General features: G+C 41.1%; 31 protein-coding genes. 17 read left to right on the forward strand and 14 right to left on the reverse strand.

The genetic code is table 11. The features are described 5' to 3' along the window. Positions 1-14: 14 nt before the first annotated feature. From rplW to rpsJ, 4 genes are read right to left on the reverse strand one after another with little or no spacing between them, the layout of a single operon-like run. Complete coding sequence (gene rplW / locus DPV92_RS06735; protein ID WP_111354210.1) at positions 15-320, reverse strand: 50S ribosomal protein L23; 306 nt, start codon at positions 318-320, stop codon at positions 15-17. Continuing rightward, the gene (gene rplD / locus DPV92_RS06740; protein ID WP_005706452.1) at positions 317-919 is read right to left on the reverse strand and encodes a 50S ribosomal protein L4; all 603 of its coding nucleotides are present in this window, start codon (positions 917-919) and stop codon (positions 317-319) included. Before rplD ends, rplW begins: the two co-directional genes overlap by 4 nt. Before the next feature lie 15 nt (positions 920-934). Continuing rightward, the gene (rplC, locus tag DPV92_RS06745) at positions 935-1,561 is read right to left on the reverse strand and encodes a 50S ribosomal protein L3 (RefSeq protein ID WP_005706393.1); all 627 of its coding nucleotides are present in this window, start codon (positions 1,559-1,561) and stop codon (positions 935-937) included. Positions 1,562-1,586: 25 nt separating this feature from the next. Further along, positions 1,587-1,898 carry a 30S ribosomal protein S10 gene (gene rpsJ / locus DPV92_RS06750; RefSeq protein WP_001181005.1) on the reverse strand — a complete coding sequence of 104 codons (312 nt, stop codon included), beginning with the start codon at positions 1,896-1,898 and terminating at the stop codon, positions 1,587-1,589. A 484-nt stretch (positions 1,899-2,382) separates the two neighbouring features. Between rpsJ and DPV92_RS06755 the strand changes: the two genes are divergently transcribed. From DPV92_RS06755 to frdD, 6 genes are all read left to right on the forward strand, one after another. Further along, the gene (locus tag DPV92_RS06755) at positions 2,383-3,033 is read left to right on the forward strand and encodes a TfoX/Sxy family DNA transformation protein (protein ID WP_111354211.1); all 651 of its coding nucleotides are present in this window, start codon (positions 2,383-2,385) and stop codon (positions 3,031-3,033) included. 35 nt (positions 3,034-3,068) lie between these two features. Then, a complete protein-coding gene (locus DPV92_RS06760) occupies positions 3,069-3,311 on the forward strand; it encodes a hypothetical protein (protein ID WP_111354212.1) in 243 nt (80 codons plus the stop codon). Between the two features lie 673 nt (positions 3,312-3,984). Then, on the forward strand, positions 3,985-5,778 hold the full coding sequence (frdA, locus tag DPV92_RS06765; RefSeq protein ID WP_111354213.1) for a fumarate reductase (quinol) flavoprotein subunit: 1,794 nt from the start codon (positions 3,985-3,987) through the stop codon (positions 5,776-5,778). A gap of 9 nt (positions 5,779-5,787) precedes the next feature. Then, a complete protein-coding gene (locus DPV92_RS06770) occupies positions 5,788-6,513 on the forward strand; it encodes a succinate dehydrogenase/fumarate reductase iron-sulfur subunit (RefSeq protein WP_111354214.1) in 726 nt (241 codons plus the stop codon). Positions 6,514-6,521: 8 nt separating this feature from the next. After that, a complete protein-coding gene (gene frdC, locus DPV92_RS06775) occupies positions 6,522-6,914 on the forward strand; it encodes a fumarate reductase subunit FrdC (RefSeq protein WP_111354215.1) in 393 nt (130 codons plus the stop codon). A gap of 9 nt (positions 6,915-6,923) precedes the next feature. Further along, positions 6,924-7,280 carry a fumarate reductase subunit FrdD gene (gene frdD, locus DPV92_RS06780; RefSeq protein WP_111354216.1) on the forward strand — a complete coding sequence of 119 codons (357 nt, stop codon included), beginning with the start codon at positions 6,924-6,926 and terminating at the stop codon, positions 7,278-7,280. A gap of 91 nt (positions 7,281-7,371) precedes the next feature. Here the strand turns inward: frdD and fmt are convergent, their stop codons facing one another. Continuing rightward, positions 7,372-8,325 carry a methionyl-tRNA formyltransferase gene (fmt, locus tag DPV92_RS06785; protein ID WP_111354217.1) on the reverse strand — a complete coding sequence of 318 codons (954 nt, stop codon included), beginning with the start codon at positions 8,323-8,325 and terminating at the stop codon, positions 7,372-7,374. A gap of 111 nt (positions 8,326-8,436) precedes the next feature. Here fmt and DPV92_RS06790 point away from each other — a divergent pair, with 111 nt between their 5' ends. The 4 genes from DPV92_RS06790 to mscL all read left to right on the forward strand — a co-directional run bounded on the left by DPV92_RS06790 (position 8,437) and on the right by mscL (position 11,560). Further along, on the forward strand, positions 8,437-9,045 hold the full coding sequence (locus DPV92_RS06790) for a YigZ family protein (RefSeq protein ID WP_111354218.1): 609 nt from the start codon (positions 8,437-8,439) through the stop codon (positions 9,043-9,045). 10 nt (positions 9,046-9,055) lie between these two features. Then, positions 9,056-10,534: a TrkH family potassium uptake protein gene (locus DPV92_RS06795; RefSeq protein ID WP_111354219.1), complete on the forward strand. Its 1,479-nt coding sequence runs from the start codon at positions 9,056-9,058 to the stop codon at positions 10,532-10,534. A 2-nt stretch (positions 10,535-10,536) separates the two neighbouring features. Further along, entirely contained in the window at positions 10,537-11,067 is a 531-nt protein-coding gene (gene hemG / locus DPV92_RS06800; protein WP_111354220.1) for a menaquinone-dependent protoporphyrinogen IX dehydrogenase, read from the forward strand. A 94-nt stretch (positions 11,068-11,161) separates the two neighbouring features. After that, positions 11,162-11,560: a large-conductance mechanosensitive channel protein MscL gene (gene mscL / locus DPV92_RS06805; protein WP_111354221.1), complete on the forward strand. Its 399-nt coding sequence runs from the start codon at positions 11,162-11,164 to the stop codon at positions 11,558-11,560. A gap of 62 nt (positions 11,561-11,622) precedes the next feature. On the opposite strand, the gene tusB is transcribed toward mscL, so the two are convergent. From tusB to fkpA, 5 genes are all read right to left on the reverse strand, one after another. Beyond that, on the reverse strand, positions 11,623-11,889 hold the full coding sequence (gene tusB, locus DPV92_RS06810; protein ID WP_111354222.1) for a sulfurtransferase complex subunit TusB: 267 nt from the start codon (positions 11,887-11,889) through the stop codon (positions 11,623-11,625). A gap of 19 nt (positions 11,890-11,908) precedes the next feature. Beyond that, positions 11,909-12,277: a sulfurtransferase complex subunit TusC gene (gene tusC / locus DPV92_RS06815; protein ID WP_111354223.1), complete on the reverse strand. Its 369-nt coding sequence runs from the start codon at positions 12,275-12,277 to the stop codon at positions 11,909-11,911. Between the two features lies 1 nt (position 12,278). Continuing rightward, positions 12,279-12,632, reverse strand: coding sequence for a sulfurtransferase complex subunit TusD (tusD, locus tag DPV92_RS06820; RefSeq protein WP_111354224.1), 354 nt, complete (start codon positions 12,630-12,632; stop codon positions 12,279-12,281). Beyond that, the gene (locus DPV92_RS06825; RefSeq protein ID WP_111354225.1) at positions 12,632-13,306 is read right to left on the reverse strand and encodes a helix-turn-helix transcriptional regulator; all 675 of its coding nucleotides are present in this window, start codon (positions 13,304-13,306) and stop codon (positions 12,632-12,634) included. Before DPV92_RS06825 ends, tusD begins: the two co-directional genes overlap by 1 nt. 91 nt (positions 13,307-13,397) lie before the next feature. Further along, a complete protein-coding gene (gene fkpA / locus DPV92_RS06830; RefSeq protein ID WP_111354226.1) occupies positions 13,398-14,114 on the reverse strand; it encodes an FKBP-type peptidyl-prolyl cis-trans isomerase in 717 nt (238 codons plus the stop codon). Between the two features lie 84 nt (positions 14,115-14,198). Here fkpA and DPV92_RS06835 point away from each other — a divergent pair, with 84 nt between their 5' ends. Genes DPV92_RS06835 through DPV92_RS06845 form a run of 3 tightly spaced genes read left to right on the forward strand, consistent with a single transcriptional unit; the run spans position 14,199 to position 15,868 of the window. After that, the gene (locus DPV92_RS06835) at positions 14,199-14,420 is read left to right on the forward strand and encodes a SlyX family protein (protein ID WP_005709196.1); all 222 of its coding nucleotides are present in this window, start codon (positions 14,199-14,201) and stop codon (positions 14,418-14,420) included. A 13-nt stretch (positions 14,421-14,433) separates the two neighbouring features. Continuing rightward, positions 14,434-15,498 carry an MFS transporter gene (locus DPV92_RS06840; RefSeq protein WP_111354271.1) on the forward strand — a complete coding sequence of 355 codons (1,065 nt, stop codon included), beginning with the start codon at positions 14,434-14,436 and terminating at the stop codon, positions 15,496-15,498. A 7-nt stretch (positions 15,499-15,505) separates the two neighbouring features. Further along, positions 15,506-15,868 carry a fluoride efflux transporter FluC gene (locus DPV92_RS06845; protein ID WP_192574188.1) on the forward strand — a complete coding sequence of 121 codons (363 nt, stop codon included), beginning with the start codon at positions 15,506-15,508 and terminating at the stop codon, positions 15,866-15,868. Between the two features lie 101 nt (positions 15,869-15,969). Here the strand turns inward: DPV92_RS06845 and DPV92_RS06850 are convergent, their stop codons facing one another. After that, positions 15,970-17,292, reverse strand: coding sequence for an anaerobic C4-dicarboxylate transporter (locus DPV92_RS06850; protein WP_111354228.1), 1,323 nt, complete (start codon positions 17,290-17,292; stop codon positions 15,970-15,972). A 139-nt stretch (positions 17,293-17,431) separates the two neighbouring features. On the opposite strand from DPV92_RS06850, the gene dapF reads away from it, so the two are divergent. Continuing rightward, a complete protein-coding gene (gene dapF, locus DPV92_RS06855) occupies positions 17,432-18,256 on the forward strand; it encodes a diaminopimelate epimerase (protein WP_111354229.1) in 825 nt (274 codons plus the stop codon). Positions 18,257-18,269: 13 nt separating this feature from the next. Continuing rightward, positions 18,270-18,839: a DUF5358 domain-containing protein gene (locus tag DPV92_RS06860; RefSeq protein WP_111354230.1), complete on the forward strand. Its 570-nt coding sequence runs from the start codon at positions 18,270-18,272 to the stop codon at positions 18,837-18,839. 80 nt (positions 18,840-18,919) lie between these two features. On the opposite strand, the gene DPV92_RS06865 is transcribed toward DPV92_RS06860, so the two are convergent. Together DPV92_RS06865 and DPV92_RS06870 are read right to left on the reverse strand one after the other, a co-directional pair. Next, positions 18,920-20,344 carry a surface lipoprotein assembly modifier gene (locus DPV92_RS06865; protein ID WP_111354231.1) on the reverse strand — a complete coding sequence of 475 codons (1,425 nt, stop codon included), beginning with the start codon at positions 20,342-20,344 and terminating at the stop codon, positions 18,920-18,922. A gap of 218 nt (positions 20,345-20,562) precedes the next feature. Then, positions 20,563-21,573 (reverse strand): factor H binding protein domain-containing protein, encoded by a 1,011-nt coding sequence (locus DPV92_RS06870; protein ID WP_111354232.1) that lies wholly within the window; start codon positions 21,571-21,573, stop codon positions 20,563-20,565. A gap of 132 nt (positions 21,574-21,705) precedes the next feature. On the opposite strand from DPV92_RS06870, the gene DPV92_RS06875 reads away from it, so the two are divergent. Continuing rightward, positions 21,706-22,110 carry a helix-turn-helix domain-containing protein gene (locus DPV92_RS06875; protein WP_111354233.1) on the forward strand — a complete coding sequence of 135 codons (405 nt, stop codon included), beginning with the start codon at positions 21,706-21,708 and terminating at the stop codon, positions 22,108-22,110. Positions 22,111-22,164: 54 nt separating this feature from the next. Here DPV92_RS06875 and DPV92_RS06880 read toward each other — a convergent pair whose 3' ends face one another. Next, positions 22,165-22,959, reverse strand: a complete 795-nt coding sequence (locus tag DPV92_RS06880) for a sulfite exporter TauE/SafE family protein (RefSeq protein ID WP_111354234.1) — start codon at positions 22,957-22,959, stop codon at positions 22,165-22,167. Between the two features lie 223 nt (positions 22,960-23,182). Between DPV92_RS06880 and DPV92_RS06885 the strand changes: the two genes are divergently transcribed. Further along, complete coding sequence (locus tag DPV92_RS06885; protein WP_111354235.1) at positions 23,183-24,859, forward strand: solute:sodium symporter family transporter; 1,677 nt, start codon at positions 23,183-23,185, stop codon at positions 24,857-24,859. The last annotated feature ends 50 nt before the right edge of the window (positions 24,860-24,909 follow it).

The following is a 24,909-nucleotide window of genomic DNA, read 5'->3' on the forward strand; positions in this document are numbered from 1 at the left end:
TCTATTCCTCCGAATTACTCTGCCGCACCTTCAACGAAGTCAAGTGATTGACCTTCTTGAAGAGTTACATAAGCTTTTTTCCAGTCACTACGACGACCTGATTTTGCACCGTGACGTTTAGTTTTACCTTTAACAACCACTGTACGTACAGAATCAACTTTAACTTCGAAAAGTGCTTCAACCGCATTTGCAATTTCTACTTTATTAGCATCTAATGCAACTTTAAATACAATTGTGTTACCTTTTTCAGCGTTGCTTGTCGCTTTCTCAGAGATATGAGGTGCTTTAAGCACTTTTAGCAAACGTTCTTGTTGAATCATGCTAGCATCTCCTCAATTTGTTTTACTGCATCAACAGTTACAACCACTTTATCAAAAGCGATTAAGCTAACTGGGTCGATTGCTTGAACATCACGAACGTCTACTTTATATAAGTTGCGTGCTGCTAAGAATAGATTTTCATCTAAGTTTGCAGTAATGATTAAAGCGTCAGTTAACGCCATCTCTTTTAATTTTTGTGCTAAAACTTTAGTTTTAGGTGCATCGATTTCGAATTTCTCAACAACCACTAAACGATCTTGACGAACTAATTCAGAAAGAATGCTTTTGATTGCACCACGGTACATTTTTTTGTTCACTTTTTGACTGTGATCTTGTGGTTTCGCTGCGAAAGTGATACCACCAGAACGCCAGATTGGTGATTTGATGTCACCAGAACGTGCACGACCTGTACCTTTTTGACGCCAAGGTTTTTTGCCTGAACCAGACACTTCAGCACGAGTTTTTTGTGCACGCGAACCTTGACGAGCACCTGCTGCGTAAGCAACAACTACTTGGTGGATTAACGCTTCGTTAAACTCACGTCCGAAGGTAGTTTCAGAAACAGTGAGTGCGTTTGCACCAACAACTTGTAATTCCATCTCTATCTCCTAGACTTATGCTTTAACTGCTGGTTTAACAATAACATCACTATTAGTTGCGCCTGGAACAGCACCTTTAACTAATAATAATTTACGCTCAGCATCTACACGAACAACTTCAAGTGATTGAACAGTTACACGCTCAGCACCTAAGTGTCCAGCCATTTTTTTGCCTTTAAACACACGACCTGGAGTTTGGTTTTGACCAATAGAACCAAGTACACGGTGTGATAAAGAGTTACCATGTGTAGCATCTTGAGTACGGAAGTTCCAACGTTTAACACCACCTTGGAAACCTTTACCTTTAGATGTACCAGTAACATCGACTTTCTTAACATCAGTGAAGATGTCAACATTGATTTCTTGACCTAAAGTGAATTCTTCACCTTCAGTACGAAATTCCCATAAACCGCGACCAGCTTCAACACCTGCTTTCACGAAATGGCCTGCTTCTGGCTTAGTTACACGACTAGCTTTTTTAGTACCAGTAGTAACTTGAATTGCAGAATAGCCATCGTTTTCAAGGGTTTTAACTTGAGTAACACGGTTGGCTTCGATTTCGATAACGGTAACTGGAATAGACACGCCGTCTTCAGTGAAAACGCGGGTCATACCAACTTTACGACCGATTAAACCAATCATTGTAATAACCTCTTAAAATTCCCAATTAACCTAGACTAATCTGAACATCAACGCCAGCAGCTAGATCTAAACGCATTAATGCATCAACAGTTTTTTCTGTTGGTTCAACAATATCAACTAAACGTTTGTGAGTACGGATTTCATATTGGTCACGCGCATCTTTGTTAACGTGTGGAGAAATCAATACCGTGAAACGTTCTTTACGAGTTGGTAAAGGAATTGGACCACGAACTTGTGCACCAGTACGTTTAGCTGTTTCTACGATCTCCGCTGTTGATTGATCAATTAAACGATGATCAAACGCCTTTAAGCGGATACGGATTCTTTGGTTCTGCATTAGACCAGAGCTCCATTAAAATTTAGCTAATAAAAAAACCAAACTACCACTTATCTAAAAAGAATAAGGGAGCTCAGTTACACCAATTATAGTTCCAAAATCAGGAACATTATTGTGCTACCTAATTGGCAACACCATTTGATAAATGATTACATCAAACGACTTAACTATACACCTTCTCGCGAAGATGCACGAGAAAAGTGGCTGTATAATACAGGCAAAAACCTATTTTAGCAACTCTTTTTTCTGCAAATTTGATAATTTTTTGAACCACTTTTTAGGCAAAAAAATTTTAGCATCTCTTATCACAAACTAGACTATTTTGAAACATCTCAAATTTCTATGTTATTTAAAAATATTTTTCTTAAATTTTCGAGCGAGTTCACATTTTTGAAAAAATGTAGTTGAAACGATCATACATACTCAGGTATTTATTAAAAATATTTTTTATTTAACAAAATTATTGATATTTTCAGGAGAACAAATGCAACCTATTCAAGCTGTTGAGCAACCCATTTCTACTCTTTTTGAACCTATCGTAGGGAAAGTTAAAATTAAAACTTACTTTTCTTATTATGCCGTTTTTGCCAATGGATTTATGTTGGCTTTATATAAAAATAATATGGTCTTTTTACGTGCATCTACAAACTCAAAAGCAGAAATTCAGCAACTTGAAGGAACTTATCCACTTCAAGATCATGATGTTGGTATAAATACTAAAAATTTTTATGCAATGTCTTATAAATTTGCTTTAGAAACGCCAAATTTTTCTATTTGGCTGACCTCTATTTTAGATGAGCTTACAAACCAACAACGACTTGAAGAGGAAAAACGTAAAACGCAAGTGCGTTCATTAGCTAATATGAACATAAAAATGGAGCGAATATTAAAGCGTATTAATATCAAAAATGTGGAGCAATTTAGACAGAAAGGCTATATGAACACTTTTATTGAGCTTATCAAACAAGGCTCTGATCGCTCAGATGTGATGCTATTTAGACTACATGGTGCTATTCATCAAAAATCAATCTACCATATTACCCATAAAGAAAGGTTAGAACTGCTAAAAGAAGCTAATCAGGCTCTTTACAATGCAGGATTGCGTCATAGATTTGATATTGCAGATGAAGATTAACATTATAAAGGAAAGAAATGAATTAAAAATAAACCGTGGGAGTCAATTCCCACGGTTATTCAAGCATCCAATCTAAAAACATTTTCCACCAAATTAAACCAACACCGAAAAGGATTGGGCCGCAGGCGTGGGTCTATTGGGTAAGTGGGCAAGATAAACGACTGCTAGCAGCCATTGAAAGAGCGAGCTGTGCCAGTGATACGTTTAAGCTTAAGCCTACGCCGAGTGATACGCTGCAAAGTGCTGCGATTTATGCGTTACCAGCACAATCCAGTTGATATTGTCTAAGAATACGCTGATTTGTTGTCCCATTAACTCACCGAACCATTTAGTAAAACATAAGGTTTGGAGTTAAATTGCCTCATTAAGAGTGCTGCGAACCGTATTAAGGTATCCCACGCACCTTTTTCTTTTTGATGTCGTTCATATTCCCGATACAGCTTACTAAGAATGTCCCCACTTTAGAGTGATAATCCCGAGTAAGCCGATTTCGCCCACTTTGCAAATAATGGCAACGATGGTTGCACGAAAATAATTACAGTATGCCACCTAGAAACAGATAAGCCTTCAGGTGGAGCAAGTTGCCATAGACCAATACTAATTGCGGTAATAATCAGTAATGGAATCTATTTAATATCTGATTTCATAAAATAATATTCCAAAAGCAAATAATTTAATCAGTGAAATAAAAGTTGTTGCAGTTTATAACAACTATGTAATTTTTTGGGGGGGATAGATCAAAAATTTACCTCTTTTGAGATGAATTCAAAAAAATAACGTAAATCAATACATTGATAATTAAGTATTATTCTCACTATTGTTCATTTTTTGAGTTAGATCATAAAAGAGGTTAGTTTCTGTTAAAAAATTGTAAAATGACTTCCTCTTGTACCTCTAAAGTGGCAGAATAAGCTTACTTTTTATGTTTTTACCTATTATTTTGGAGTGAATATGCAAAGTGTTAATTTTGATGTCGCGATTGTAGGTGCTGGTGGCGGTGGCTTACGTGCAGCAATTGCAGCAGCAGAAGCAAATCCGAACTTAAAAATCGCTTTAATTTCAAAAGTTTACCCAATGCGTAGCCATACAGTAGCAGCAGAAGGCGGTTCAGCAGCGGTAATTAAAGATAACGACTCATTCGATAACCACTTTAACGATACCGTAGGCGGTGGCGACTGGTTATGTGAACAAGACATTGTGGAATACTTTGTAGAGCATTCTCCAATTGAAATGACCCAATTAGAACGTTGGGGCTGCCCTTGGAGCCGTCGTGAAGATGGTGAAGTGAACGTGCGTCGTTTCGGTGGGATGAAAATTGAGCGTACTTGGTTCGCAGCCGATAAAACAGGTTTCCACATTTTGCATACGCTTTTCCAAACTTCAATGAAATACCCTAACATCGTGCGTTTCGATGAGCACTTTGTATTAGATATTTTAACCGACAACGGAGAAGCTCGCGGTTGTGTGGCGATGAATATGATGGAAGGCACATTAGTGCAAATCAACGCATCTGCGGTGGTTATCGCAACAGGTGGGGGTTGCCGCACTTATCGTTTCAATACCAACGGTGGTATCGTAACGGGTGATGGATTATCTATGGCGTATCGTCACGGTGTGGCATTGCGTGATATGGAATTCGTTCAATATCACCCAACAGGCTTACCGAATACAGGTATTTTGATGACCGAAGGTTGTCGTGGTGAAGGTGGTATCTTGGTCAATAAAGATGGCTACCGTTATCTTCAAGATTACGGCTTAGGACCAGAAACCCCAATCGGCAAACCAGAAAACAAATATATGGAATTAGGCCCTCGCGACCGTGTTTCTCAAGCATTCTGGCAAGAATGGAAAAAAGGTAACACCTTAAAAACTGCAAAAGGTGTGGATGTGGTTCACTTAGACTTACGTCACTTAGGTGAAAAACACTTAACCGAACGTTTACCGTTCATCTGCGAATTAGCTCGTGCTTATGAAGGTGTGGATCCAGTAACTCAACCAATCCCAGTGCGCCCAGTGGTTCACTACACTATGGGTGGTATTGAAGTGGATATGCATGCTGAAACCTCAATCAAAGGTTTATATGCAGTGGGTGAGTGTGCTTCTTCGGGCTTACACGGTGCAAACCGCTTAGGTTCTAACTCATTAGCTGAGCTTGTGGTATTCGGTAAAGTGGCGGGTGAAAATGCGGCACACCGTGCGTTAGAAGCAGGTCCTGCAAACCAAGCACAAATCGATGCACAAGCAAAAGATGTAGTTGCACGCTTAACCAATCTTGCGAACCAAGAAGGTAACGAATCTTACTCAGACATTCGTAACCAAATGGGCGATGCAATGGAAGAAGGTTGTGGTATCTATCGTACACAAGAAGGTATGGAAGGTGCGGTTAACAAAATCGAAGAGCTTAAAGAACGTTATAAACGCATCAGCGTGAAAGATAAATCAAGCGTATTTAATACTGACTTACTCTACAAAATCGAACTTGGCTTTATCTTAGACGTAGCACAATCTATTGCGTGTTCAGCGGTTGAACGTAAAGAATCACGTGGTGCACACCAACGTTTAGACTTTACTGAACGTGATGATGTGAACTACTTAAAACACACCCAAGCATTCTACAATGCAGATGGCAAACCAACCATCAAATACAGTGATGTGAAAATTACCAAATCTCAACCTGCAAAACGTGTGTACGGTGCAGAAGGTGCGGCTCAAGAAGCAGCGAAAAAAGCGGCACAACAAAAATAGGGGATAGCTATGGAAAAAATGACGATTGAAGTGCTTCGCTACAATCCAGAAGTGGATAGTGAACCACATTTAGAAAAATATGAAGTGCCGTATGATGGTCAAACTTCACTCTTAGATGCGTTAAACTTCATCAAAGATGAGTTACAACCAGAGTTATCTTACCGTTGGTCTTGCCGTATGGCGATCTGTGGTTCTTGCGGTATGATGGTCAACGGCAAACCAAAATTGGCGTGTAAAACCTTCTTACGTGACTACAGTGGTTATATGCGAATTGAACCCCTACAAAACTTCCCAATTGAACGTGACTTAGTGGTAGATTTAAGTCACTTCATCGACAGTATTGAAGCGATTCAGCCATACATCATTGACAACAAAGCACCAGTAGGTCAGCGTACTAAACAAACTCCAGCACAGCTTGAGAAATATCGTCAATTCTCAATGTGTATCAACTGTGGTTTATGCTACGCTGCTTGTCCTCAATTTGGTTTAAACCCAGAGTTTATCGGTCCTGCTGCCTTAACCTTGGCTCACCGTTATAACTTAGATAACCGTGATAACGGTCGTGAACAACGTATGAAGCTCTTAAGCTCACAAAATGGCGTATGGAGCTGTACTTTTGTTGGTTACTGCTCAGAAGTATGTCCAAAACACGTCGGTCCTGCTTCAGCAATTAACCAAGGCAAACTTGAAAGTGCGAAAGACTACGTGATCTCAATGTTAAAACCAAAAGGCTAGGGGGAATTATGACAACAGCAACAAAACGCAAAGCCTATGTGCGTGAAGTAAAAGCTAATTGGTGGACAAAACTTGGCTTCTACAAATTCTATATGGTGCGTGAAGCAACAGCGATCCCAACCGTTTGGTTCTGCCTAATTTTACTTTATGGTGTGATCGCTTTAGGTAATGGCACATTTGATACTAGCTTCGTGGATTTCTTAAAAAATCCAGTTGTAATCATCTTAAACCTTGTGAGCTTAGCCGCAATGTTATTACACGCAGCAACTCTCTTCGTTATGACCCCACAAGTGTTGGGCATTATGGTAAAAGGTGAAAAATTACCTGTGGCAACGGGTGCGAAAATTATGTGGGGTATCACCGCGGTAATTAGCATCATCGTATTAGCCCTTGCGTTATAGGAGTGAAATATGAGCAAACAAGACGTTATTAACAAAGCGGTAAAATCAAACGAACCGCCCGCATGGTTACTCTTTAGTGCAGGCGGCTCAGTCAGTGCGTTCTTCTTCCCTGTGGTGATTTTAATCTTCGCATTATTGTTACCATTTGGTATCGTTGATGCACAAACCATCGTCGCATTCGCACACACTTGGATTGGTAAATTAGCAATTTTAGTGTTAACCATCTTCCCAATGTGGGCAGGTATGCACCGTGTTCACCACGGCTTACACGACTTAAAAGTACACCTCCCAGCAGGCGGCGTGATTTTCTACGGATTATCTGCACTTTACACGGTCGTTGTAGCGTACTTAACATTAAGCCTGTAATTCTACAAGCGGTCTAAAAAACATAAAACCCTGCAAATTTACAGGGTTTTGTTCTATCCATAAAAATGGTCGTATCGAACGACCACTTTCTTTAATTTAATACTTCTCCCACCTTAAACCAATCTGATCGTCCGTTTAAGAAATCTTGCACCGACATCGGTTTTTTGCCTTGTGGTTGAAGTTGCGTAATGTTTAATACACCATCTTGAGTGGCAATTTTCAAGCCTGTTTTATCAAAGGCAATCACAGTGCCAAGTACTTTTTCTTGGTGTGGTAACACATTGGCTTGATAAACTTTTATTCGTTCTTCATTGCCATTCACGTTCACGGTTAAGAAGGCAATTGGGGCAGGATTGAAGGCTCGGATATTGCGTTCCAACTGACAAGCAAGCAAATTCCAGTCTAATTTTGCTTCTTCTTTGGTGAGTTTTTCGGCGTAATTGGCTAAATCATCATCTTGTTTTTCAGGTTTGAATTGCTGATTTTCTAACCCGTTTAACACCTCTAATAATGCTGGCGGAGCAAGCTCGGCAAGTTTTTGATAAAGAGAAGCAGAGGTTTCAGTCGGTAAAATATCGGTATAAACCTTGTACAACATATCACCTGTGTCCAAGCCAATATCCATCTGCATAATCGTCACGCCAGTTTGGCTATCGCCTGCCCAAATCGCACGCTGAATTGGTGCAGCACCACGCCAGCGTGGCAGAATCGAACCGTGCACGTTTAAGCAGCCATATTTGGGTGCTTTCAACACAGATTCAGGCAGAATCAAACCATAAGCCACTACCACCATTACATCAGCATTCAAGGCTTTAAGTTCTACTTGAACCTCTTCTTTGCGTAAGGATTTTGGCTGATAAACGGGAATGTTGTGTGCTTCGGCAAGCTGTTTGACAGGGCTAGCTTGCAGTTTTTTGCCTCGACCTGAAGGTTTATCGGGTTGAGTGTAAACGGCGATGACGTTGTGTTCTGAATCAAGCAAGGCTTGTAGGTGTTGAGCAGCGAAATCAGGCGTGCCCGCAAAAATAATATTGAGTTTTGACATAATCGAATAAAGTTAATGAATAATGGGGGGAATTTTAGCAGAAAACTCGTTTTTTCTCATCGCTCATTTTTTTGCTAAAATATGCCAAATTTGTTGCAATAAGAGAATAGGATGGAATTTTTTATCCCGAAATCGGAGGCTATTTTTGAGGAAGAGATCAAAAAAAGCCGATTTATTACCTACCTTCGCCACACAGAGGGAATGGAGCAATCCAAGGCGTTTTTAGCTGAAATGAAGGCACTGCATTCGTCCGCTCGCCATTGGTGTTGGGCGACAGTGGCGGGCACGCCAAACGATTCGCAACAATATGGTTTTTCGGACGATGGCGAACCTTCAGGCACGGCAGGAAAGCCAATGTTGAATTATTTGCTCGGTTCTGGCTTGGGCGAAATCACTGCCGTGGTGGTACGTTATTATGGCGGTATTCAACTTGGCACGGGCGGACTGGTCAAGGCTTATGGTAACGGAGTGCAACAGGCGTTGTTAAGCCTTGAGACGGTTCGCAAAGTATTGCGAGAAAACTACCGCTTGCAGTGCGAATATGAGCAATTTAATACGCTCAGTCACTTACTGCAGGATTGGGATATTGAGATACTCGATCAGCAATTTGGCGAGAAAATCGAACTTCGTTGGGCAATAAATCCCGTGCAGGTTGAACAAATTCAAGCTACGCTTACGCAACGTTTTGCGGGGCGATTGGCATTAGAAAAAGAAGAATAAAGAAGGTCAAATGCAATTTCTAACCATTATTCGCATTGTTGGCGTGTTAGTGATGAGCTTTTCTCTCACGATGCTGTTGCCTGCGGCGGTCGCCTTGATTTATGGCGATGGCGGTGGACGAGAGTTCTTAGAAGCCTTTGCCCTCACTTTTGCTGTTGGGGCGACCCTTTGGTGGTTCTGCCGTGATTACAAAGAGCAGTTACGATCCCGCGAGGGTTTTCTGATTGTGGTGCTGTTCTGGATTGTGTTAGGCAGCCTTGGTGCTGTGCCATTTATTCTGCTTGAACACCCAGATTTGAATTTCAGTGAGTCTATTTTTGAGTCCTTTTCAGGACTGACAACCACAGGTGCAACGGTGATTACAGGGCTGGATGATCTGCCCAAAGCCATTTTATTCTACCGCCAATTTTTGCAGTGGTTAGGCGGAATGGGGATCATCGTATTGGCGATTGCGATTATCCCGATGATGGGTTTGGGTAAGCTCTATCGGGCGGAAATGCCAGGTCCACTCAAAGACGAGCGAATGCAGCCGCGGATCGCGGAAGTGGCAAAAATGCTGTGGCAAATTTATCTTTCGCTCACAATTTTGTGCGGACTAGCATATTGGCTAGCGGGAATGACTCCTTTTGATGCGATTTCGCACAGTTTTGCGACCATTTCGATTGGTGGATTCTCGACCCACGATGCCAGCATCGGCTATTTCAACAGCACTACAATTAACTACATTACCGTCTTTTTCTTGTTGATTTCGTCTTGCAACTTCGCTTTACATTTCACCCTGTTTAGCCAGTTGAAAGATCCCAAAGAGAAACGCAAAAGCTCGGTGTTGCAACGCCTTTATTGGCGAGATTACGAGTTCCGCTCATTTCTGTTTATCCAAATTGCGTTGTTTGCGATTTGCATGACGGTACTCAGCCTTTACAACTATTTCAGCACCACTGATACTACCATTGACCAAGTGTTGTTTGAATCGGTGTCGATTTCCACCACTGCAGGTTTTGGGGTAACAGATTTCAGCCAATGGTCATCATTTTTACCAACCTTGCTTATTTTAGCCTCTTTTGTTGGAGGTTGTGCAGGCTCGACAGGCGGAGGATTGAAGGTCATTCGCGTGCTACTGCTCTATTTGCAAATGAACCGTGAAATCCACCGATTCGTGCATCCAAATGCGATTAAGCCGATTAAGCTGGGTAAATCTGTGCTTTCCGACCGCATTGAAGAGGGAATTTGGGCGTTTTTCTCTGCTTATATTTTCGTCTTTATTCTCTGTTGGTTGATGGCGATTTTGTGCGGAATGCAGTCATTCGATGCTTTTAATGCGGTATTAGCAAGCCTAAATAACCTTGGACCTGCATTGGGTAGTGTGAGTACCAACTTCACCCAAGTGCCTGATGGGGCAAAATGGGTAATGACTTTTGCAATGGTATGCGGGCGTTTGGAAGTATTTACCTTGCTCGTGATTTTAAGCCCTGTTTTTTGGAAAGATTAACAATGAAAACCCTAATTTTATATTTTACGACCGATGGTCAAACCAAGAAGATTGCCGACAAGCTTGCCGAGCAAATCAGTCACGATGTAGAAGTGATTTCACTGCAAGATCAAGCGGTCGATTTTGCCGAAAAATTAGCAAATGCCGACCAAATTGTGATTGGGGCATCAATTCGCTATGGGCATTTTAATCCGCTGGTGTATCAGTTTGTGGCGGAGCATCAAGCAGTATTAAATCAGAAAAAATCTGCATTTTTCAGCGTAAATTTAACCGCTCGCAAACCGAGCCGCAGAACGGCTGAAAATAATGTTTACGTGCGAAAATTCCTCGCCAAAATTGCGTGGCAACCCAAATACGTGGAAGTGATTGCAGGGGCGTTACTTTACCCGCGTTATAAGTTTTTCGATCGTGTGATGATTCAGTTCATTATGAAGCTAACCAAAGGCGAAACTGATGCTAGCAAAGAGTATGAATTTACTGATTGGGCGCAGGTAGAACAGTTTGGGAAGTTGTTGGATGTGGGGCTAAAGTAAAGAGATGTAAATTTTCTATCTAAAAATAAGATAATGCGTATAATCGCCCGCGTGTTCACAATAGTGGGCGATTTTTTATTTTAAGGAAAACAACATGAGCATTTTAAAAGAGTTTCGTGAATTTGCCGTGAAAGGCAATGTAGTTGATATGGCAGTCGGTGTGATCATCGGTGGTGCGTTTGGTAAAATCGTTTCTTCATTAGTAAGTGATGTGATTATGCCACCTATCGGTTGGATCATCGGCGGCGTGGATTTCAAAGATTTAGCAATCGAAATTGCACCTGCAAAAGAAGGTGCAGAGGCGGTAATGTTGAAATACGGTGCGTTCATTCAAAACGTATTCGACTTCTTAATCATCGCGATTGCTGTATTCGGCATGGTGAAAATCATCAATTCACTTAAGAAAGCCCCTACACCAGAGCCAGAAAAAGCACCAGAGCCAACAGCTGAAGAGAAATTACTTGTTGAAATTCGTGACTTATTGAAAAAATAATTCTCTGATTTTTCAGAAACAAAAGGCTAATCTTTCGATTAGCCTTTTGTGCTTTATAGCGTTTATAAACTCATTTGCGGATAAAACGTTTCAGTTAATTTTACCGCTTGCTCAAGAGAAATAGTTTCAACGGTAGTGGTTAGATTTCGAGCTTGGAGATCTTGGGCAAGAGCAACTACATTTTTACGGTTTGTAAAAAGTTGCGGATTTTTGACCGCTTGTAACACGCCGTCTTGCCATAAAAGCAAGGCATCGGTGGGCTGTAATTGTGCAAGCAAGGTGGTAAGTTCTTGCTTGTCATATTGGGCTTTAGATAAAGTATAAAGCATTTTATCTCCTCATATTTGCCTAAAACGTCAGCACTTTTTTAGCTTGATGCAACACTTCAAACAACTTATTTTTACTCACTTTTTGAGCCTCTCTTAGCACAAGCTCTGAATTGTCTAATCCGCGTTCTGCAAGGCTTTCTTGGCAAACAAAGCATTCGGTTAAGTCGTAAAGCTCAATTAGTTTAAAGGTCGCAATATGGTCTTTTTGGAGTAACAATTCAGGCTGTTGGTTGGCGAGCAGATTAAATACGCCATCGTTAAGGAAACAGATAGCAAGCTCTTCTTCATCACAAAAAGCACTAGCGGCAAGCAAGGCATCCAACCCTTCACGGCTGATGCTAGAACCAAACGGTGGTTGGGTAAATAAAATCGCAAGTTTATATTTCATGTTAAAAAGTCAGTAATCTATCGGCTTTGAGCACAGCTTGGCTAAATTCGCCTAAGCCTGCCAAAATAAAAGGTTCGGCAAGGTTTTCTTCGACAATGCCTCGACGCTGTGCAGCAGAGATGCACAGATGCAATGACAAGCGGTGGTTTTCTGCCAATCTTTTCCAATGTTCCACTAAATTCACTTCATCGCTAGCAGGATTAACCAACACATTCGCATTGCTTACACCATTTTGGAAGAAAAAAATCTGGCGAATTTCGTGCCCTGCTTCCAGCAATTTTTCTGAAAATTGATAGGCTAAATACGCCGCTTGTGCGCCATACACTTCGCCCTTTACCGCTAACACATACTGCATTATTCGTCCCCTTTCTCTTCTGCACCCTGTTTAATTTGGCGGATGTAAAGATAAACCGTATGGCGAGAAATATTCAACCGTTCCGCTACTTGGTTGATCGCCTCTTTAATATCGAAAATGCCTTTTTCATACAACGACACCACTATTTGGCGGTTTTTGTTGTTGTTGGCAACCGCGCGATCGCTCATCACCTCTTCAATGGTGCGCTCGATAGTTTGAGCTACCAGATCTTCCACCGAGCTGGCAAAATTGACTGAAGTATCATTCTCTTCGTGAGGTGGGAAGAAAGCATTTAGGAACTGCGAGGTCGGCACATCTAAGTTTATATTGATGCAGATAAAGCCAATTACGTGCTGTTTGCGGTTGCGAATCGCGATAGTGACCGATTTCATCAATACGCCTCCGCCTTTGGCACGGGTAAAGTAGGGTTTCGAGACACTGTCGGTCTGCATATTGTGCAATGAACGTAGAGCTTTATCGGTTAATGGTGAGCCAATTTTGCGGTCTGTGTTGTGTCCGTTTACCACGTAAATAGCAGAATGTTCGAGAAATTCGAGCGAATGCAACACGATTTCGCAATGTTCGCCTAAAAGGGCGGCAATGCCGTCAATCACGGGGAAGTAAGAGGCAAGAATAGCGTGATCTTCGTCGGTGTAGGGAGTGAAAGTGCTCATTTGATTGTAGGGTGGGGGTTATTCCACCAATTAACTGTTGATATGCAAATAAAAAATGGTGGGCTAAAAGCCCACCCTACACATTACCTAATTATTTAGCTGGTTTAAAATCCAACAATTCAACCTCAAATTTTAAGGTTGAATTCGCTGGGATTTTACCTGCCGAACGATCACCATAACCTAATGCAGGTGGAACGACGATTTCCATTTTTCCACCTTTTTTGAGCATTGGAATGGCTTCAACCCACGCCGGGATTAACTGATCTAATTGAAATTCTACAGGGGCATTGCGGTCGTATGAGCTGTCAAATACCGTGCCATCAGGTAATGTACCTTTATAGTGCACTTTAACCACATCCGTTTTGCTTGGGCTTGCCCCTTCGCCTGCTTTTTCAATTTTATATAATAAGCCAGAATCCGTTTTTTTCACGCCTGCTGTTTTTGCATATTCTGCACGGAATTTATCGCCTTCCTCAATCGTTGCTTTTGATTTTTCCGCTTGAATTTTTTGCTCTTGTGAAGAGAGGTAGCTATCTAATGCTTTCAATTGATTTTGCAAATCTTCATCGGTTAATTTACCTGTTTTTTTCAAGGTATCTTGCACACCTGCTAAGATTTTATCTTGGTTATAAGTGAAAACCGCTTTTTGAGATTCTACAATCCCTTCGATATTTTTACCCATCAACACGCCGACTGCGTATGATGAATCATCCACGAATTTTTTATCCGCTTTTTGCTCTGCCATCACAGAACCTGCAACCAATGTTGCCATTAATGTTGCAACTAAAGTAAATTTTTTGTTTAACATCCTATATTCCTCATAAAAGATTGGTAAGATATAGCTCAATAGAGTAAAGTGTATTTCTTTTTTAGACAACCTTTTTTATTAAAAATGCCCTCAGATCTTGAATTATTTAACAGAATTGAAGAACTTGAAACCAAAGTTGCCTTTCAAGAGGCAACGATCGAAGAATTAAATCAAGCTTTGATCGATCAACAATTCGCCCTCGATAAACTCCAGACCCAAGTTCGCCACTTGGCGGAAAAATTCAAAGGCATCTCAGCAAGCAACGTAGCCTCGCGTGAAGAGGAAACGCCACCGCCGCACTACTAATCTCAATTTTATGCTGTACCTACAAAAACTTCTCTTGATTCGCCGATTTTTCTCGACATTAGCGTTTTTTTCGATGCAAACGGTCTTTTTTATCTACCTTCAGAAAAAAGGACTGAGCAACAGCGAAATCGCTTTTTCGCTCTCGCTACTGTTTTTCTGCAATCAGGCACTTGCCATTTTTGCCGGTATCTGGGGCGATCGCTTCGGGCTTGCCAAAATGATGTTGCTTGGCTGCTTTTTAGATGTGCTTGCTTACATCTTTTTCCTCTCTGCAGATCACTACTTTCTCTTGCTGCTCGCTACCACCTGTTTTGGTCTAGGGAGTTGCTTATTCGGCACGAACGCCAAAGCCTGTTTACTCGCAATTGCGGGCAATGAATATGCTGAGAAAACACGTCTACAAGGCAAATATCTCAAAGTCACATCAATGTCCTCAATGGGTGCCCCGCTTTTGGTGATTCCTTTTATTAAGTACGATCACATCAATGCTCTCATTTGGGCGTGCTTTGCGATTGAAGCGATTTTATTTGTGCTGATGATTAAGCCGTTTTCGCAAATACAAGCGGTGCAAAAATTGGTGAAATTTCGCTTTTCGCAAATCCGTGACATTATGACCAAAGATTTTCTCTTTGTGCATTTGATGCTTTTTATCCCGCTTTCGATAGCAACCTCGTTTTTCGTGATTTTCCCGTTTTTGTTCGACAACAAACTCGGCTTGCCCGAACATTCGCCCATTGCACTATTTGTGAATGGTTTATTGACTGTGCTTTTACAAAGCACTTTTTCACGTAAAATTAACCTTACTCCAAAACAGACCGCTTGGGTTGCACCAATTTTAGCGGTCGGGATTGTCGCTCCGTGGTTTTTGACTTTACATTATTTGTCAATTTACACTGCTTATCTTTACTTAGTAATTTTCACCGTCATTGAGGTTTATGCTCTCACGGCAATGGCAAATTTGCTGGTGAAATTCGACAATGGTACGCATCGCGGCTTTATTTTCGGGGCTTCTCGCTTGCTACTTTCAATTGCAACGGTGGGCATAATGAACCTCGTTCCTCATCTGTTTTTGGTGTAACACAATGATGAATGTATTACTGATTTCCGTCGGTGCTGTAGCGGGTGCTATCGCCCGCTGGCTGCTTAGTTTATGGCTTAACCCGATTTTTACCAGTTTCGCTTTCGGCACACTTATTGCCAACTGGGCGGGCTGTTTGTTGATTGGGATTGTAATGGGATTATCGCTGCACGATCAGCAGAAATTACTGATTATCACGGGATTCCTTGGCAGTTTCACCACTTTTTCTAGCTTTTCTGCGGAATTAAGTGAGAAACTCTTAACAGGAAAATGGTTGGAATTTAGTTTAACGTTAGGATTGCATTTGGTCGGTGGAATTTTATTGACTGTGATGGGAATTATTCTTACTAGAATGGTGGTAAGCGGTTGATTTTATAGAGTAATTTGTAAATATGAAACAAAATAAAACCGCTTGAAAGCGGTTTTATTCATATAAATAACATTGGGCATGTTTTACATACCCAAACATACTTAAAGTAATACGTTAGACAATACTAAACCAAATACTAAACAGAATGCCATACTTAATAAGCCTGGAAGCATAAAGCTATGATTGAAAATGTATTTACCAATTTTGGTTGTACCCGTGGTATCAAAGTCAATTGATGCAATAATCGGACCATAGTTAGGCACGAAGAAGTAGCCATTTACTGCTACAAATACCCCGATTAAAACAGGCGCAGGAATGCCTAATGCGATACCAAGTGGGAATAAGGTCGCTACTGTCGCACCTTGGCTGTTTACCAACACAGAAAGTACAAATAATGCAAAAGCAAATGCCCAAGGTGCAGTTTGTACTAAACCTTCTACTAAACCTTTTACTTCACTCATATGTGCTTGCATTAAGGTGTCACCTAACCACGCAATACCAAAGATTGCAATTACCGCACGCATACCCGCGTGGAAAACAGAACCTTTAGTGATTTCTGTGCCATCTGGTTTACAAGTGAAGATAATTAATGCACCAATTGAAAGCATAATGATTTCGATAGTGTGTGCCATTCCCATTGGTTTGCCATCAAAAACTGGGCGGAGTGAAGGCATTGCCCCCATTAACACGACAAGCAATGCACCGAATAAGAAGAGTGAAACAGACACTTTTGCCGTTTTGCTCACTTCAATTTCCGTAGAACTTGTGGTTGAATTAAAGATATCTGCATATTTTGGATCTTTCAAACGGCGTTGATATTCTGGATCATCTTTGAGCTCTTTGCCCATTTTGTTCACAAATACGCACGCCAATAAAATACCTGCAAGAGTAGATGGAATGGTCACCATCAACACATCACCTAAGTGAATGCCTTGTGGCTCAAGGAATGCAACAACCGCAACAACTGCTGCTGCAATTGGGCTTGCAACAATGGCAAATTGAGAAGCAATTACTGCCATTGAAAGAGGGCGTTCTGGGCGAATACCGCTATGACGACTTACTTCAGCAATCACAGGAAGAACCGAATATGCAACATGTCCTGTTCCAGCCAATACAGTAAATGTCCACGTAACTAGCGGTGCGATAAATGTAATATGTTTCGGATTACGCCGTAAAATGTTGGTTGCGATTTTGATCATATAATCCAAACCGCCTGCAGCTTGCATTGCAGCCGCAGCAGAAACTACCGCCATAATCATAAACATTACATCAATCGGCAAACCAGCTGGTTTTAAGCCAAAACCGAAGGAAAGAATGGCAAGCCCCAAGCCACCAAACACACCCAAACCAATCCCGCCCACGCGTGCACCGACTAAGATACAGAGCAACACAATGGCGAATTGCACAAGAAACATTGTAGACATTTGAAAAACTCCGTTGTAATTTAGAGAAAAATCCTCATAATTTGAGGTTATAACTGATTAAAAATCGCTAATAATATAGCATAAAAAAATTTAATCTTAATGATTAGATTTTAATTAAAATCAAAAAATAGGAAAAAATATGCAGTTTTCAAAAATGCACGGTTTAGGTAACGACTTTATGGTGATCGATGGCGTCACGCAAAACGTGTTTCTCACGCCTGACATCATCCGCCAACTTTCCGACCGTCATCGTGGTATCGGCTTCGATCAACTTCTATTAGTTGAGCCCCCTTACGATCCTGAATTGGACTTTCACTACCGCATTTTTAACGCCGATGGCAGCGAAGTTTCACAATGTGGCAACGGTGCGCGCTGTTTTGCCCGTTTCGTGACATTAAAAAGCTTAACTAACAAGCCTAATATTCACGTCAGTACTGCTAAAGGCAAAATGGCCTTAAGCCTGAAAGAAGATGGCAAAGTGCGTGTAAATATGGGTGAACCGATTTGGGAACCCGCCCAAGTGCCGTTTACTGCCAACAAATTCGAGAAAAACTACATTCTCCGTACCCATCTACAAACTGTGCTCTGCGGCGTTGTGTCGATGGGCAATCCACACTGTGTATTGCAAGTCGAAAATATTGATACTGCCCCTGTGTTACAACTCGGCCCACTACTTGAAAACCACGAACGCTTCCCAGAACGAGCTAACATTGGCTTTATGCAAGTGCTCAATCGCAATCATATCAAACTCCGTGTTTTCGAACGTGGTGCGGGCGAAACACAAGCCTGTGGCAGCGGTGCGTGTGGTGCGGTTGCCGTCGGCATTATGCAAGGCATATTAGATAGCAAAGTGCAGGTGGATTTACCCGGTGGCTCACTTTGGATTGAATGGGAGGGCATTGGTCACCCGCTTTATATGACAGGTGATGCAACGCATATTTATGATGGGTTTATCAAACTCTAATTAAGGAAATTCTATGTTTAAAAAATCGTTTATTTTCGCATTACCATTCATAGTAACCGCTTGCTCTTCCAACAATCAACCAGAAGAGGCATTTCCAGGTCAATTTGCAGATGCAGATTATGTCCTTTCTGACCAAGATGCACAAAAATGGGTGGCAGAAAGCGAACAGGCTCGTCAATGTATTTATCCAAATTTGACCCGTATTCAACAAGATCATTTTTCAAAAGAAGATAGCTATATCCATGCCCAATATGTTTTCTTCTACCCGCTTGAAAAAGTCATTGGCGAAGAATATGTCAAAATTCTACAATCCGATGAAAAATCCATGGGCTATGCACAATATCAATTCAAAAAATTTAAAGATAAGCCCACCGAGCTACAACCTCTAACAGCCCAGCAATGCGAAACACTGCGAGCACAAGCCCGCGATGATTTAGCGGTCGTTAAAGGGCAATACAAAAGCGGAATGGTGGAAGAAACAAAAACCGCAAGCGACGACAAGAAAAACAGCGATGGCGTTGCCACCAACCAAAATAAATTCTTCTTTGATATCATCAAATGGGGATCAGCGTTGTTGCTCTAATCAGCGAACAGCGAATATCATAAGCGGTGAAATTTGTAAAAGAAATTGCAAATTTCACCGCTTGTTGTTTCAAAAGGGGGCTAAAAATCTTTCTCTACTGACACAAACCACTCGCCACTTTTTCTAGAATAAAATTCTGGAATATTGCTATCAATTTTGCGGTAGCGATAATTCAACTTCGGCATAAAACCTTGCCATTGCAAACGGTTATGCCACACCGAAACATTCAAGCTATATTCTTTATCTTGACGTTTTTTGGTTGGAAAATAAAAATTCTCCGCACGAAAATCTCGCTTCACATAACGTAAGCTAACACGGCTGACAAACTCTTTAAGCTCCCACACCGAACCAACATTCACCCCACGGCGAAGAGAAGATTCCGCTTTATCTTTGCTACGATCAACACTACCTTCCACGCCACCCAATAGCAACCAATTCGGCTTGGCTTGATAACTTAACGAAAGTGAAACACCGTTCAGATAACCATTATGACGCCGAGCGACAGAAGCATCGGCATAGCGTTTTTGCGTATGCGAAAAAGATCCTGAAATTGCCCAGTAAGCGGTCAATTCTCGGCGGAAATCTGCAACTACCCCGTAATTTTTGCTATAACGTGGTGAACCGAGCCAGTTCTGTTCAAAAAATGGGGAAAATCCGACCGCTTGCAATGCCGAACGGTAACGATAGCCAAGCGAAGCATAAAGTGATTTTTCGCTGTAATCTTGCTTATCCCAATAATGCACGCCACTAAAGCGACCGTTTGCGGTAACAAAATGGTTGCCACCCACATTCAATTCACGGTTCACGCCCACACCATAACGGAAGCCGTGTGCCTTTTGTGGCAAGGAGTCCGCATCTTTTTTAAACCGCAAGCCGCCTAACACAATATCTTGCTGAGAAGAAGCGTTATTTACGTTATCCGTTTGAGTATATTGCAGCTCCATATCAGGCTGCCAACTTTGCCGCTCTGCCATCGCCTGAATATAACGTTCGGTAAGTTGCTGCATTTGTGGTGAAAGTTCGGGCTTAGCACGTTCCAACTCCGCTTTTGCTTGGCGATATTGTTTATTCTCAAACAGCATCACACCCAAATCAAACCGAGGATAAGCTAACTCTGGCTTATCAGCTAAAATCTGCTGATAAAGCGAAATTGCCTGTGAGTATTCTTTTTCCGCCCGCAACATCGCCCCCATTGCGTAACGATAAAGCGTTTCATCATAATCCGCCTGCTGTTGATACAACGGCAGTAGCTGCTTCAACAAATGCCATTGTTGCTTTACTACACCATAGTTAATCAACTTCTCGAGCTTGGTTTTGATGCTGTCTGCATCAGAAAGGGCAAACGAAGGGGCAGGCGGATTTTCTGTTTTTGGTTGCGTTTTTATTTGTGGTTCAGTCTGTTTAGGCAAAGTATTGTTCTCAAAGAAAACAGGTTGAGGTGCGTGAAAGGTTTCCGCTTGAACTGCAAGCGGTAGAAAAATAAGAAAGTTTGCGAGTTTTTTCATGATATTACAGATGAGAAAAGAAATGATGAATTATAGGTTTGCAATTCAAAATGAACCATATACTTGCAGTTATGATAAGTTACCTTGTTGGGGTATGATGAAAAATAAATGCCGTTTAAATCCACTTTAAACGGCATTTTCTTGTAGGGGGTAAATCGCATTTGCTCTAAAACATCGGTGGAATATTAGGGAGAATGTAATTCGCCTCTACAGAAAGGTTATTTTTGAATTTCGCCACGGGTGCCGCCTAAACCAAACTCAAATTTATTATGATCATTTTTTGTTGTTCCAGCAGTTTCTCTCTTGTTTTCCATAGAGAAAGTTGCTAAACCAGAAACTTCTTCTGCATTAGGACCAAAGAATCCTAATTGATAGTGACCATCAACTAAATGATTATAAGATGATTCTGCTTTTCCTTCTACGCCAATAATATTATTACCTTTTAAATTAATACGCTTAATATCTGCTTCTTGTAAGGTTAATTTTCCTGAGCCACCCATTTCAGTTAATCTACCTTGACCTTTTTTAATATTAAAATTTACGTTATATATAAATGTTGCAGTAGATCCATTAAAAAATCCTTGCCCAATATAGGTGGCTTTTCCATTCGTTGGAATATTTTTCTCCTCGGTTGCTAAACCTGCAACATCCACATCATAAGCATACCATTCAGGTGTTAAATCAACATCATTTTGAATATTCTCACTTTCAGTATTTGCAATAACAATAGAGTAGGGTTGATTATAAATATATGTTCCTCCAGAAAATTTAGTTAATTTACCATCTTGAGATATGCTTTGTTTGCTACGATCAATATATCCGATTTCATTATTTCCTAAGTGATAAGGAAGTGCCTGCCCTATTTTTGTTTCTTTTATTGATTGTGCTTTTAATAATCCTGCTTGGTATTCCTCGGCTTTACGTGCTTCTTCTGCTTTACGAGCCTCTTCAGCTTTGCGTGCTTCTTCTGCTTTACGAGCCTCTTCAGCTTTGCGTGCTTCTTCTGCTTTACGTGCTTCTTCTGCTTTACGTACTTCTTCAGCTTTACGAGCTTCTTCTGCTTTACGAGCTTCTTCTGCTTTCTTAGCATCAGTTACTTGCTGACGAGCTTGCTCATTTTGAGCGGTTGGTTGATTAGTGTTTGGTGTGTTTGAACCGCCACCACTACTTCCACAGCCTGTTAATACGGCTAAAAGTGCTGCTGCAAGGGTTACATTTTTTAGTTTCATAAAGACCTCGATAAATAAAAGTAGGAGAAAAAAACCAAAACTATTATAATTTGGTCTAAATTATATACAATAAATCAACAGTTACAGTCGGTTACCGAATTAAGGTAACTATTTACCTTGAGAGGGTAGAGTATGAAAATTAATGAAAAAATCCGTCAGTTACGCGAACAATACCAGTTATCGCAAGAAAATATGGCGGATAAATTAGGGATGTCGGTAACAGGTTATGGGAAAATTGAGCGAGGTGAAGTGCGTTCAAATCTATCTCGTTTAGAACAAATCTCTGAAGTATTTGATATGGATATTTGTGAGTTGCTCTCTATGGGGGAAACTGAGAAAGTTTATTTTAACAATACCGATAATGATTTTAGTAATTCTAATAATTTTTGTTTTGCAGTTGGGAATGGAAATACAGATCAAATTATTCAACAATTACAATTAATATTAAGCCATAAAGATGAATTATTAGCACAAAAAGATAAAATTATAAATGGGCTAGAAAGAGAAATCGATTTACTCAAAAAATTACAAAAATAATATTTACAAGCGGTGAAATTTGTAAAAGAAATTGCAAATTTCACTGTTTGTTTTTTATTTCATCAAATGTACGATCAACATATAAGTCGCAATTACCAACAAAATAATGCCGAGCAGTTTTTTTACTAAAGCGGGCGAGAGTTTGCCGCGGATTTTCATTGAGAAGAAACTAGTAATAAAGGCACTGAACACAACAATCAGCACTACAGAAAAGTTGATGTAGCCCACTTGCCAACCGAAATGAAACGACGGGATTTTGGTAAGATAGCCATACAAACTGCCGAGTCCGCCAATCACCATCATATAGTTGGTATAAGGGGCGATTTGATGCGGTTTTACGCTTTTGAGCTGCCCGATAAGCGGTGCCATAATCGAACCTCCGCCAATACCCGTCATTCCTGCAATAAAGCCGCCGAAGGTGCAAAGCCCGATGCCTTTTGCGGTTTCGTTTGCATTTTGACTGTCGTTTTCGATCGCTTGTTTGCTCATTAAGGTGCGAAGTGCTAGGGCAGAAAGCGTAATGACAAAAACGCTGATAATCACGATGTCGGGCACGTAAAAACTCACTTCAAAACCGAGCTGTACGCCAATAATCATTCCTACCGACCAAATCAACATCGCTTTGTAGTTTATTTCTACTTTTTGGCGGTAAAAATAAACGAGGTTAATCATCGAAGAGCCCATTACGATGGTCAGTGAGGTAGCGGCGACCATTTGCAATGGAAATTCGGGAAAGAGGGTGTAAAGAATAGGTACCATCAATACGCCGCCGCCAATGCCGAAAATGGCGGACATAATGTTGGTGATAATGCCACAACCTATCAGAATTAAAATTAAGGTGATGCTCATTATCTGCTCCTTTTGTCTTTTATAATTTGTCGCTGATTATAATGAGAACAAAAAAGGAAAATATGATCACGCTCATAAACCATCCAATAAAATACATAAAAATGAAGTTTTGTTTCGAATTTGTGATCAGACTCACACTGCGAATATGACAAGCATCATAAACTAATCGAAAACATTGCAGTAATCTAACCATAATTTTAGATGTTTCCTAAAGGAGGAGCGTATGTGGCTAACGATTTCTAGTTTTATCATCGTCACTGCATTAGTTGCGTATATTTCATGGCTCAAAACTAAAGGGGATGACCTTTCTACTTCAAAAGGCTATTTCCTTGCAGGACGTGGCTTGGGCGGCTTGGTAATTGGTTGCTCAATGGTATTAACCTCGCTTTCCACCGAACAGCTTATCGGTGTGAATGCGGTTTCTTATAAAGGTAACTTCTCGGTAATTGCGTGGACAGTGCCAACCGTGATTCCGCTCTGCTTCTTGGCACTTTATATGTTGCCACGCTATTTGCGTAACGGTTACACCACTGTGCCAGAATTTTTTGAGAGCCGTTTCGACCGTCAAACCCGTTTGATTATGTCCACACTGTTCTTGATTTTCTATCTTTTAATCGTAATTCCAACCGCACTTTACACAGGGGCGATTGCGTTTAACAAAATTTTCAACCTTGAAACAGCATTCGGCTTGAGCTACGGGGCGGCAATTACTTACACGGTGATTGCGATTGGCGTTGTCGGGGCAATTTATGCGATCTTCGGTGGCTTAAAAGCCGTAGCGGTGTCAGACACCATCAATGCGGTGATTTTAGTTATCGGGGCATTGCTAGTGCCATTCTTTGCATTGATGTATTTGGGCGATGGCAGTTTTTCTGCGGGCTTACACACCATTACCACCACGCACGTCGATAAGTGGAATGCGATAGGTAGCGAAACGGATGCAACGCCGTGGCCGACGATTTTCACAGGAATTATGGTGGTGCACTTCTTCTATTGGACGACCAACCAAGCGATCGTGCAACGTTGCTTAGGGGCGAAAGATTTAAAATCTGGTCAAAAAGGGATTTTGATTGCGGCATTATTCTTGCTTACCTTGCCTGTGATCTTAAACTTACCAGGTTTGCTCAGCTTCCACATTTTGGGCGATAGCGTGAATCCAATTGACGCATCTTATCCGTTGCTTGTGAATAAAGTGTTGCCAACTTGGTTGCAGGGCTTCTTCATTGCGGCATTGTTCGGTGCGATTTTAAGTACCTTCAACTCATTCTTAAACTCTGCGGCAACCATTTACTGTAAAGACTTATTGCCATCCATCAGCAAAAAAGTCCGTTCAGAAGAAGAGTTAATTGCTTACGCGAAAAAAGTCTCTACTATTATGGCGATTGTTACCATGATTTTCGCACCGCTCTTGATGTTCGGAACAGATGGTATCTTCTTAATCACTAAACGTTTCGCAGGTTTCGTGAACATTCCAATCGTAGCATTATTCGCTGTTGGTTTATTCAACAAAACAGTGTCTGGCTTAGCCGCACGAATCGCCTTGCTTGCTCACGTTATTTTATACTTCTGCATCGTTTGGGTGTTCCAAGTTAAACTTAACTTCGTGTATGTAATGGGTGGCTTGTTCGTGTTCGATGTGGTGTTAATGCTCGTGTTAGGCATCTTCTTAAAACGCGAACCTTATGTGGAAAACACCGTCAACAAAGGCGATGTGGACTTAACCAACTGGAAATACATCAAAGTGACTTCCATCTCATTAATTCTTGGTTTATTCGCACTTTATGCCTTCTTATCGCCAATTGGCTTAGCTTCCGAAACAGGCAACCCAAGCGTGGTGTTAGGCGTATATGCGGTGTTACAAGTGATTGTATGGTTTGTGTTTAAACCGAAAGCGGAATAATCGTAGGGTGTGTGGATTGTTTGCAATCCACGCACCATTTTTAACCGCTT

It is taken from the genome of Pseudohaemophilus paraphrohaemolyticus (assembly GCF_003253115.1).
Classification (GTDB): Bacteria; Pseudomonadota; Gammaproteobacteria; order Enterobacterales; family Pasteurellaceae; genus Haemophilus_A; species Haemophilus_A paraphrohaemolyticus_A.

Coding starts and splice junctions, on each gene's coding strand:
- rplW (WP_111354210.1), bottom strand. CDS start 320: ATGATTCAACAAGAACGTTTGCTAAAAGTGCTTAAAGCACCTCATATC.
- rplD (WP_005706452.1), bottom strand. CDS start 919: ATGGAATTACAAGTTGTTGGTGCAAACGCACTCACTGTTTCTGAAACT.
- rplC (WP_005706393.1), bottom strand. CDS start 1,561: ATGATTGGTTTAATCGGTCGTAAAGTTGGTATGACCCGCGTTTTCACT.
- rpsJ (WP_001181005.1), bottom strand. CDS start 1,898: ATGCAGAACCAAAGAATCCGTATCCGCTTAAAGGCGTTTGATCATCGT.
- DPV92_RS06755 (WP_111354211.1), top strand. CDS start 2,383: ATGCAACCTATTCAAGCTGTTGAGCAACCCATTTCTACTCTTTTTGAA.
- frdA (WP_111354213.1), top strand. CDS start 3,985: ATGCAAAGTGTTAATTTTGATGTCGCGATTGTAGGTGCTGGTGGCGGT.
- DPV92_RS06770 (WP_111354214.1), top strand. CDS start 5,788: ATGGAAAAAATGACGATTGAAGTGCTTCGCTACAATCCAGAAGTGGAT.
- frdC (WP_111354215.1), top strand. CDS start 6,522: ATGACAACAGCAACAAAACGCAAAGCCTATGTGCGTGAAGTAAAAGCT.
- frdD (WP_111354216.1), top strand. CDS start 6,924: ATGAGCAAACAAGACGTTATTAACAAAGCGGTAAAATCAAACGAACCG.
- fmt (WP_111354217.1), bottom strand. CDS start 8,325: ATGTCAAAACTCAATATTATTTTTGCGGGCACGCCTGATTTCGCTGCT.
- DPV92_RS06790 (WP_111354218.1), top strand. CDS start 8,437: ATGGAATTTTTTATCCCGAAATCGGAGGCTATTTTTGAGGAAGAGATC.
- DPV92_RS06795 (WP_111354219.1), top strand. CDS start 9,056: ATGCAATTTCTAACCATTATTCGCATTGTTGGCGTGTTAGTGATGAGC.
- hemG (WP_111354220.1), top strand. CDS start 10,537: ATGAAAACCCTAATTTTATATTTTACGACCGATGGTCAAACCAAGAAG.
- mscL (WP_111354221.1), top strand. CDS start 11,162: ATGAGCATTTTAAAAGAGTTTCGTGAATTTGCCGTGAAAGGCAATGTA.
- tusB (WP_111354222.1), bottom strand. CDS start 11,889: ATGCTTTATACTTTATCTAAAGCCCAATATGACAAGCAAGAACTTACC.
- tusC (WP_111354223.1), bottom strand. CDS start 12,277: ATGAAATATAAACTTGCGATTTTATTTACCCAACCACCGTTTGGTTCT.
- tusD (WP_111354224.1), bottom strand. CDS start 12,632: ATGCAGTATGTGTTAGCGGTAAAGGGCGAAGTGTATGGCGCACAAGCG.
- DPV92_RS06825 (WP_111354225.1), bottom strand. CDS start 13,306: ATGAGCACTTTCACTCCCTACACCGACGAAGATCACGCTATTCTTGCC.
- fkpA (WP_111354226.1), bottom strand. CDS start 14,114: ATGTTAAACAAAAAATTTACTTTAGTTGCAACATTAATGGCAACATTG.
- DPV92_RS06835 (WP_005709196.1), top strand. CDS start 14,199: ATGCCCTCAGATCTTGAATTATTTAACAGAATTGAAGAACTTGAAACC.
- DPV92_RS06845 (WP_192574188.1), top strand. CDS start 15,506: ATGAATGTATTACTGATTTCCGTCGGTGCTGTAGCGGGTGCTATCGCC.
- DPV92_RS06850 (WP_111354228.1), bottom strand. CDS start 17,292: ATGTCTACAATGTTTCTTGTGCAATTCGCCATTGTGTTGCTCTGTATC.
- dapF (WP_111354229.1), top strand. CDS start 17,432: ATGCAGTTTTCAAAAATGCACGGTTTAGGTAACGACTTTATGGTGATC.
- DPV92_RS06860 (WP_111354230.1), top strand. CDS start 18,270: ATGTTTAAAAAATCGTTTATTTTCGCATTACCATTCATAGTAACCGCT.
- DPV92_RS06865 (WP_111354231.1), bottom strand. CDS start 20,344: ATGAAAAAACTCGCAAACTTTCTTATTTTTCTACCGCTTGCAGTTCAA.
- DPV92_RS06870 (WP_111354232.1), bottom strand. CDS start 21,573: ATGAAACTAAAAAATGTAACCCTTGCAGCAGCACTTTTAGCCGTATTA.
- DPV92_RS06875 (WP_111354233.1), top strand. CDS start 21,706: ATGAAAATTAATGAAAAAATCCGTCAGTTACGCGAACAATACCAGTTA.
- DPV92_RS06880 (WP_111354234.1), bottom strand. CDS start 22,959: ATGAGCATCACCTTAATTTTAATTCTGATAGGTTGTGGCATTATCACC.
- DPV92_RS06885 (WP_111354235.1), top strand. CDS start 23,183: ATGTGGCTAACGATTTCTAGTTTTATCATCGTCACTGCATTAGTTGCG.